This is a genomic window from Cellulosimicrobium cellulans (genome assembly GCF_001722485.1).
GTDB classification, from domain to species: Bacteria; Actinomycetota; Actinomycetes; order Actinomycetales; family Cellulomonadaceae; genus Cellulosimicrobium; species Cellulosimicrobium cellulans_A.
Genome location: NZ_LWGL01000137.1, coordinates 1 through 8,507, shown reverse-complemented (window position 1 = coordinate 8,507; position 8,507 = coordinate 1). Strand labels below are relative to the sequence as shown.

Here is an 8,507-nt window from a genome sequence, read left to right as displayed (position 1 = left end):
GTGCTCGTGGGGCTGCTCGTCGGCGTCGCGGCCTGGACGGTGCTCGACCGTGGCGGGCGGCCCGCGGTGCGTGCCGTGCGCGGTGGCGCGGGCCTCGGCTCGGTGACGGCGGGCCCCGGCGGTCCGGGCGTGCTCCAGGGCCGGGCGCGGGCCGGACGGTGGTTCTTCCGCCGGCGCGACCCGCAGGGCGCGGAGCTCGTCCGGCTCGTCGTGACCCAGGTGGGGGCGCTGCTGCGCGCCGGCGCGTCGCCCGGCGTCGCGTGGGAGCGGGCGACCGGCGTGCGGGTCGACGCCGCCGGGGTGCCGCGGTGAGGACCGTCCGGGACGTCGGGGCGGCGCTGCACCTGCGGGAGCGGTCGGCGGACTACGCGTACGCCGCGGCCCGGCAGCTGCAGCACGCCGTCCTCCCCCGGCGGCCGGTGCCCACCGGCCAGGGCGGCGGGGCGCCCGTCGTGCTCCTGCCCGGGGTGTACGAGACGTGGCAGTTCCTCGCGCCGCTCGCGCGCGCCCTGGCCGCCGAGGGGCACCCGGTGCACGTCGTGCCGGGGCTGGGGTACAACCGGCGACCGGTCCACGAGGCCTCCGACCTCGCCGCGCTCTTCCTCGCCCGGTCGGGTCTGGAGAGCGCGGTGCTCGTGGCGCACAGCAAGGGCGGGCTGATCGGCAAGCAGGTCATGCTCTCGCCGGCCGGGGTGCACGTGGCGGGCATGGTCGCCGTCGCGACGCCGTTCCGCGGCTCGCGCTACGCGCGCTACCTCGTCGGCCGGACGCTGCGGGCGTTCGCGCCCACGGACGCCGCGCTGCTCGCGCTCGCCGCCGAGCGCGCCGTCGACGCGCGGATCACGGCGGTCTACCCGCGGTTCGACCCGCACATCCCGGAGACCGGCCGGCTCGAGGGCGCGACGAACGTCGAGCTGCCCCTGTCGGGCCACTTCAAGCTCCTGAGCGACCCGTCGCTCGTCGAGGTCGTCGTGCGCGAGGTCGGCCGCCTCGCGCGCGCGGGCGCACCGCGCGACGACGACGCCGGGCTCGCACGGCCGGGCTGAGGCACGGTGGGGCTGCGGCGTCAGCCCGTGCGCGTCGCCCAGAACGCGACGGCCGACGCCGCCGCGACGTTGAGCGAGTCCACTCCCCCGGCCATGGGGATCGTCACGACCTGGTCCGCCGCCTCGACGGCCCCGCGCGAGAGCCCGTCCCCCTCCGTGCCGAGCACGAGGGCGAGCCGCTGCGGCGGGTCGGCGACGAGCTCGTCCAGGCTCACGGCGTCGTCGGACAGCGCGAGCGCGGCGACGGTGAAGCCGTCGTCCTGCAGCGCGGCGAGCCCGCCCGGCCACGTCTCGAACCGCGTCCACGGCACCTGGAACACGGTGCCCATGCTCACGCGCACCGACCGGCGGTACAGCGGGTCGGCGCAGCGCGGCGACACGAGGACCGCGTCGACGCCCAGCGCGGCGGCCGACCGGAAGATCGCCCCGACGTTGGTGTGGTCGACGATGTCCTCGAGCACCGCGACGCGCCGCGCGCCGGCGCCGTCGCGCGCACCGGTCACGAGATCATGCACGCTCGGCAGCGGCGGGCGGTGCACGGCCGCGAGCGCCCCGCGGTGCAGGTGGAACCCGGTGATCGCCTCGAGGACGTCGGGCTCGCCGACGTACACCGGCACCGGCTCGCCGGTCCCGCCCGGCGCGTCGTCGACGGGCAGCTCCTCGATCTCGGGGGCGAGGTCGGCGAGCCAGCGCTCGGCCATGAGGAAGGACCGCGGCCGGTGGCCGGCGGCGAGCGCGCGACGGATGACGGTCGAGCTCTCGGCGATGTACAGGCCCTTCTCGGGCTCGTGCTTCGCGCGCAGCGCGACGTCCGTGAGGCGGGTGTAGTCGCCGAGCCGCTCGTCGGCGGGGTCGGTCACGCGCACGACGCGCACGCCGGGGAGGTGGAGGTCGGTCACGTGAGGATTCTCCCAGCGCACCGCTCGTGCTCGGGTCTTTCGCCCTCTCGCGCGATGCGCCTCGACAGGGTCGAATGGTCGTATGGGACCTGCGCCGGACGCCGTACCGCCCTCCGTACCGACCCCAGCACCGACCACCTCGTCGTCGACCGCCGTGTCGTCCGACGGGGCCGCGACGGAGGCCCCCTGGGCACGCCCGCCCGCGGACGTGCTGACCGCCGTCCGCTCGACGGACGACGGGCTCAGCCGCGCCGAGGCCGCCGAGCGCCTCGAGGAGGTGGGGCCCAACCGCCTCGCCCCGACCAAGCGGGACCCGCTGTGGAAGCGGATCCTCGTCCACTTCGACGACATCCTCATCTACATCCTGCTCGTCTCGGCCGTGCTCAAGGCGGTCCTCGGCGACTGGATCGACTTCACGGTGATCCTCGCCGTCGCCGTGATCAACGCGGCGATCGGCTTCATCCAGGAGGGGCGCGCCGAGAGCGCCCTCAACGCGATCCGCGACATGCTGTCGGTCGAGGCGCAGGTGCGCCGCGACGGCGCGTGGGCGAACGTCGACGCGGACGACCTCGTGCCGGGCGACGTCGTGCGCGTGAGCTCGGGCGACCGGGTGCCGGCCGACCTGCGCCTGCTGCGGGCCACCAACCTGCGCGTCGAGGAGTCGGCGCTCACGGGCGAGTCGGTCGCGGCGTCCAAGAAGGTCGACCCCGTCGACGCGGCGGCGGGCGTCGGCGACCGCACGAGCATGCTGTTCTCGGGCACGCTCGTGGCCGCCGGTCAGGGCGTCGGCGTCGTGACCGCGACGGGCGAGCGCACCGAGATCGGGCGCATCCAGACGATGATCTCGGAGGTCCGCAGCCTCGAGACGCCGCTGACGCGCCAGCTCGACCGGTTCGGCAAGCTCCTCGCCGTGCTCATCCTCGCGATGGCCGTCGTCATGGTGCTCATCGGGGCGTTCGTCCACGGCTTCTCGCTGGCGGAGCTCGTCTCGGCGTCGATCGGCTTCGCCGTCGCGGCGGTGCCCGAGGGACTGCCCGCGCTCGTGACGATCACCCTCGCGCTCGGCGTGCAGCAGATGGCGCGCCGCCGCGCGATCACGCGCAAGCTGCCCGCCGTCGAGACGCTCGGCGCGGTGACGACGATCTGCTCGGACAAGACCGGCACGCTCACCAAGAACGAGATGACGGCGCGCTCCGTCCGCACCGCCGGCGGCACGTTCGCCGTCGACGGCGCAGGGTACGCGCCGGAGGGCGACGTGACGCGCGCCCCCGACGACGCCTCGGCGGAGGACGCGACCGGGAGCGACCGCCCCCGCGTCGACCTCGCCGACGCGCCCGACCTCGCCGCCGTGGCCACCGTGATGATGCTGTGCAACGACGCCCGGATCGTGCGCGACGACGCCGACCCCGACGGCTGGCGCCTCGTCGGCGAGCCGACCGAGGGCGCGCTGCGCACGCTCGGCATGAAGGCCGGCGTCGAGACGTCCGGCTGGGAGCGGGTCGACGTCGTGCCGTTCGAGTCCGAGAACAAGTTCATGGCGACCCTGGACCGCGGCCCGGACGGCACCGTGCACGTACACCTCAAGGGCGCGCCCGACCGCGTGCTCGACCGCTGCGCGTCGCAGGTCGCGCCCGACGGCGGCACGCAGCCGCTCGACCGCGCGTTCTGGGAGGAGCAGATCGACGCGCTGAGCGACCAGGGCCTGCGCGTCCTCGCCGCCGCGCGCGCGGACGCCGGTGACGGCACGACGACGCTCGGTCTCGAGGACGTCGAGGGCGGCCTCGAGCTGTGCGGCGTCGTCGGCATCGTCGACCCGCCCCGCCCCGAGGCGGTCGACGCGATCGCCGAGTGCCGCGACGCGGGCATCCGCGTGAAGATGATCACCGGCGACCACGCGGGCACCGCGCTCGCCATCGGCCGCGAGATGGGGATCGTCGACGCTCCTGCGGACCAGGGCGACGCCCCGGCGGTCCTCACGGGCGCCGAGCTCGAGCAGATGAACGACGAGGAGCTGCGCGGCGTCGTGCGCGACGTCGACGTGTACGCGCGCACGAGCCCCGAGCACAAGATCCGCATCGTCTCGGCGCTGCAGTCGCACGGCGAGGTCGTCGCGATGACGGGCGACGGCGTGAACGACGCCCCCGCGCTCACGCAGGCGAACGTCGGCGTCGCCATGGGCATCAAGGGCACGGAGGCCACCAAGGAGGCGGCCGAGGTCGTCCTCGCCGACGACAACTTCGCCACCATCGAGCGGGCCGTCGAGGAAGGGCGGCGGATCTACGACAACATCCGCAAGTCCGTGCTGTTCCTCCTGCCGACCAACGGCGCGCAGTCCCTCGTCGTGCTGATCGCGGTGCTGTTCGGGCTCACGCTGCCGCTGCAGCCCGTGCAGGTCCTGTGGATCAACATGATCACCGCCGTGACGCTGTCGCTCGCCCTCGCCTACGAGAAGGCGGAGCCCGACGTCATGCGCCGCGCGCCGCGCGACCCCGACGCCTCGATCCTCGACGCGGCGTACGTGCGGCGCATCCTCATCGCGTCGGTCGTCATCGGCGGTGCGGCGATGGCGGTGTTCTACCTCGAGCGGGCGCAGGGCGCGCCGCTGGCCCAGGCGCAGACGACCGCCGTCACGATGCTCGCGCTCGGCCAGCTCGCCTACCTGTTCAACTGCCGCTTCCTCGACCGGTCGAGCCTCACCCCGGCCGTGCTGCGCGGCAACCGCGTCATCTGGGTCTCGGCGGCCTCGCTCATGGCGCTGCAGGCGGTCTTCGTGTACGCGCCGTTCATGCACGCGTGGTTCGACTCCGCGCCGATCGGGGTCGACGAGTGGGCCAAGACGCTCGGGCTCGCCGTCGTGGTGTTCCTGCTCGTCGAGGTGGCGAAGTGGGTCAACCGGCGCTGGACGGCGCGCGGCCACGTGCCGCAGGCCGCGACGCGCGCCTGACGGCTCAGCCGGCCGGCTGAGCGGCGAACTGGCTCTCGTAGAGGCGCGCGTACGCGCCGCCGGCCGCGAGCAGCTCGTCGTGCGTGCCCTGCTCGACGATCGACCCGCGCTCCATGACGAGGATCGTGTCCGCGTCGCGGATCGTCGACAGGCGGTGCGCGATGACGAACGACGTGCGCCCGGCGCGCAGCGCGTTCATGGCCTGCTGCACGAGCACCTCGGTGCGCGTGTCGACGGAGCTCGTCGCCTCGTCGAGCACGAGGATCGCCGGGTCGGCGAGGAACGCGCGCGCGATGGTCAGGAGCTGCTTCTCCCCCGCGCTCACGCTCGAGCCCTCGTCGTCGATGACGGTCTGGTAGCCGTCGGGCAGCGTGCGCACGAACGGGTCGACGTGCGTCGCACGGGTCGCGGCGAGGAAGGCCTCGTCGTCGACCTCGCGCCCGTCCCGCACGCCGTAGCGCAGGTTCTCCTCGATCGTCCCCTGGAACAGCCAGGTGTCCTGCAGCACCATGCCGACCGAGGACCTCAGGTCGTCGCGCGTCATGTCGCGCGTGTCCACGCCGTCGAGCGTGATGCGCCCCGCGTCGACGTCGTAGAACCGCATGAGGAGGTTGACGAGCGTCGTCTTGCCCGCGCCCGTCGGCCCGACGATCGCGATCGTCTGGCCCGGCTCGACGACGAGGTCGAGGTGCTCGATGAGCGGCGCGTCCGGGTCGTAGGAGAACGAGACGTCCTCGAACGCGACGCGGCCGCGCACCGGCCCGACCGTCGCGGCGGGCGACGGGTCCGGCGTCTGCTCGTCGGCGTCGAGCAGGTCGTAGACCCGCTCGGCGGACGCGACGCCGGACTGCAGCAGGTTCATCATCGCGGCGATCTGCGTGATGGGCTGCGTGAACTGGCGCGAGTACTGGATGAACGCCTGGACGTCGCCGAGGGACAGCGCGCCGGACGCGACCCGCAGCCCGCCCACCACCGCGACGACGACGTAGTTGAGGTTCGCGACGAACCCCATCGCCGGCTGGATCGTGCCCGAGATGAACTGCGCCTTGAAGCTCGCGTCGTACAGCGCCGCGTTCTCGCGCTCGAAGTCGTCGATCGCGGCCTGCTGGTGCCCGTAGACCTTGACGAGCGTGTGGCCCGTGTACATCTCCTCGACGTGGGCGTTGAGCCGTCCCGTGCTCGCCCACTGCGCGATGAACTGCGGCTGGGAGCGCTTGGCGATCTGCGCCGTCACGAGCACGGACAGCGGGACCGTGACGAGCGCGACGACGGCGAGCAGCGGAGAGATCCAGAACATCACGCCGAGCACGCCCACCACGGTGAGGACCGACGTGACGAGCTGGGAGAGCGTCTGGGTGAGCGTCTGCGAGATGTTGTCGATGTCGTTCGTGACGCGCGAGAGGATCTCCCCGCGCGGGTTGCGGTCGAAGTAGGACAGCGGGAGGCGGCCCAGCTTGGCCTGCACCTCCCCGCGCAGCCGGTACACCGACCGCTGCACGACGATCGCGGTGATCCGGCCCTGCAGCCAGCCGAAGAGGAACGAGCCGACGTAGACGGCGAGGACCCACGCGAGCACCGTCGCGAGCGCGGAGAAGTCGATGCCCTCGCCGGGCACGAGGCCGGGGACGCCGCTCACGAGGTCGGCGACCTGGTCCTGGCCCTGGGCCCGCAGCGCGTCGACCGCCTGCTGCTGCGTGGTCCCCGCGGGCAGCTGCGACCCGACGACGCCCGCGAAGATGACGTTCGTCGCGTTCCCGAGCAGCTTCGGCCCGGCCACCGCGAGCGCCACCGAGACGACGCCGAGGACGACGACGGCGACGATCGGCACGCGCTCGGGACGTAGCGAGGCCGCGAAGCGCCGCAGCGAGCCCCGGAAGTCGAGCGCCTTCTCCCCCGGGACGCCCATGCCGCCCATCGGCCCCTGTCCCGGACCCCCGCGGGGACGGCCGGCGATGCGCGTGCGCGCGACGTCGCGCTCGCCGCTCATGCCGCCTCCTCGATCGAGAGCTGGGAGTAGACGATCTCCTGGTACGTCTCGTTCGACGCGAGGAGCTCGGCGTGCGTGCCGCGCCCGACGATGCGGCCGTGGTCGAGCACGAGGATCTGGTCGGCGCCGCGGATGGTCGCGACGCGCTGCGCGACGACGATCACCGTCGAGCGCCGGGTGCGCGGCGCGAGGGCGGCGCGCAGCCGCGCGTCGGTCGCGTAGTCGAGCGCGGAGAACGAGTCGTCGAACAGGTAGACCGCCGGGTCGCGCACGACCGCGCGGGCGATGGCCAGGCGCTGGCGCTGCCCGCCCGAGAAGTTGGTGCCGCCCTGCGTGACGGGAGACTCGAGACCCGCGTCGAGGGCCTCGACGAAGTCACGGGCCTGCGCGACCTCGAGCGCCTCCCACATCTGCTCCTCGGTCGCGTCGGCCCGGCCGAACCGGAGGTTGTCGGCGATGGTCCCGGAGAACAGGTACGCCTTCTGCGGGACGAGGCCGAGCAGGGAGCCGAGGTCGGCGCCGGACAGGTCGCGCACGTCGGTCCCGTCGATGCGCACGGCACCGCCCGTGACGTCGAACAGGCGCGGGACGAGGTTGAGCAGCGTCGTCTTGCCGGAGCCCGTCGAGCCGATCACCGCGGTCGTGCGCCCCGGCTCCGCGACGAACGAGACGTCGTGCAGGACGGGCTCCTCCGCCCCGGGGTAGCGGAACTCCACGCCGTCGAGCTCGACGCGGCCGGTGCGGGTCGTCAGCGGGACGGGGCGCTCCGGCTCGACGACCGTGGCCGGCGTCGTCATGACGTCCGTGATCCGCTCCGCGGAGACCGCGGCGCGCGGGACCATCATGAACATCATCGTCGACATCATCACGGCCATGAGGATGTACATGAGGTAGGACAGGAACGCCGTGAGCGAGCCGACCTCCATGTCGCCCGCGTCGATCTGGCGGCCGCCGAACCACAGCACCGCGACGCTCGAGGCGTTCACGACGAGCATGACCGTCGGGAACATGAGCGCCATGAGCTTGCCGGCCCTGAGCGAGACGTCGAACAGCGCGTCGTTCGCGACGTCGAACCGCTCCTCCTCGCGCCGCTCGCGCACGAACGCCCGGATGACGCGGATGCCGGTGATCTGCTCGCGCAGCACCGCGTTGATCCCGTCGATCTTCTTCTGCACCTGCCGGAAGTACGGCACCATCCGCCAGACGATCAGGCCGACGCTCGCCCCGAGGACCGGCACGACGACGAGGAGCAGCGCCGAGAGCTCGACGTTCTCCCGCAGCGCCATGACGACCCCGCCGACGAGCATGATCGGCGCCATCACCATGATCGTCAGCGAGAGCAGCACGAGCATCTGCACCTGCTGGACGTCGTTCGTCGTCCGCGTGATGAGCGACGGCGCCCCGAACCGGCCCATCTCCTGGGCCGAGAAGCGCTGGACGCCGCGGAACAGCCCGGCGCGCACATCGCGCCCGAACGACATCGCGACCCGCGCCCCGAAGTAGACCGTTACATTTTAGGAGGCAACCGCCCCAGTTAAACTACCCACCAGGCACTGTCCCTGGTCCGGATCACGGACCGAGGTTAGACATCCGAAGCGGCCAGAGTGGTATTTCAACGTTGACTCCACCCG

At 73.1% G+C, this 8,507-nt stretch carries 5 protein-coding genes, 1 rRNA gene and 1 pseudogene; 3 read left to right on the top strand and 4 right to left on the bottom strand.

The window, feature by feature from the left end; all coding sequences use genetic code 11:
- Both JZ5iCDA_RS18980 and JZ5iCDA_RS18975 read left to right on the top strand, forming a co-directional pair.
- Positions 1-312 (top strand): annotated as a pseudogene (locus JZ5iCDA_RS18980) (hypothetical protein); the annotation flags it as partial.
- Positions 309-1,046 (top strand): esterase/lipase family protein, encoded by a 738-nt coding sequence (locus JZ5iCDA_RS18975; protein ID WP_069387617.1) that lies wholly within the window; start codon positions 309-311, stop codon positions 1,044-1,046. The pseudogene JZ5iCDA_RS18980 and the gene JZ5iCDA_RS18975, both read left to right, overlap by 4 nt.
- Before the next feature lie 20 nt (positions 1,047-1,066).
- Here JZ5iCDA_RS18975 and JZ5iCDA_RS13355 read toward each other — a convergent pair whose 3' ends face one another.
- Entirely contained in the window at positions 1,067-1,945 is an 879-nt protein-coding gene (locus tag JZ5iCDA_RS13355; protein WP_069387616.1) for a TrmH family RNA methyltransferase, read from the bottom strand.
- A gap of 82 nt (positions 1,946-2,027) precedes the next feature.
- Here JZ5iCDA_RS13355 and JZ5iCDA_RS13350 point away from each other — a divergent pair, with 82 nt between their 5' ends.
- Positions 2,028-4,889, top strand: a complete 2,862-nt coding sequence (locus JZ5iCDA_RS13350) for an HAD-IC family P-type ATPase (RefSeq protein WP_083260012.1) — start codon at positions 2,028-2,030, stop codon at positions 4,887-4,889.
- Between the two features lie 4 nt (positions 4,890-4,893).
- Here JZ5iCDA_RS13350 and JZ5iCDA_RS13345 read toward each other — a convergent pair whose 3' ends face one another.
- From JZ5iCDA_RS13345 to JZ5iCDA_RS13335, 3 genes are all read right to left on the bottom strand, one after another.
- The gene (locus JZ5iCDA_RS13345) at positions 4,894-6,876 is read right to left on the bottom strand and encodes an ABC transporter ATP-binding protein (RefSeq protein ID WP_069387614.1); all 1,983 of its coding nucleotides are present in this window, start codon (positions 6,874-6,876) and stop codon (positions 4,894-4,896) included.
- Entirely contained in the window at positions 6,873-8,339 is a 1,467-nt protein-coding gene (locus JZ5iCDA_RS13340; RefSeq protein WP_216093448.1) for an ABC transporter ATP-binding protein, read from the bottom strand. Before JZ5iCDA_RS13340 ends, JZ5iCDA_RS13345 begins: the two co-directional genes overlap by 4 nt.
- Positions 8,340-8,507 (bottom strand): 23S ribosomal RNA (locus JZ5iCDA_RS13335); the annotation flags it as partial. It lies immediately after the preceding gene.

Bases quoted from the DNA above. Each gene is read 5' to 3' on its own strand.
- JZ5iCDA_RS13345 (WP_069387614.1), bottom strand. From the start codon at position 6,876: ATGAGCGGCGAGCGCGACGTCGCGCGCACGCGCATCGCCGGCCGTCCC.
- JZ5iCDA_RS13350 (WP_083260012.1), top strand. From the start codon at position 2,028: ATGGGACCTGCGCCGGACGCCGTACCGCCCTCCGTACCGACCCCAGCA.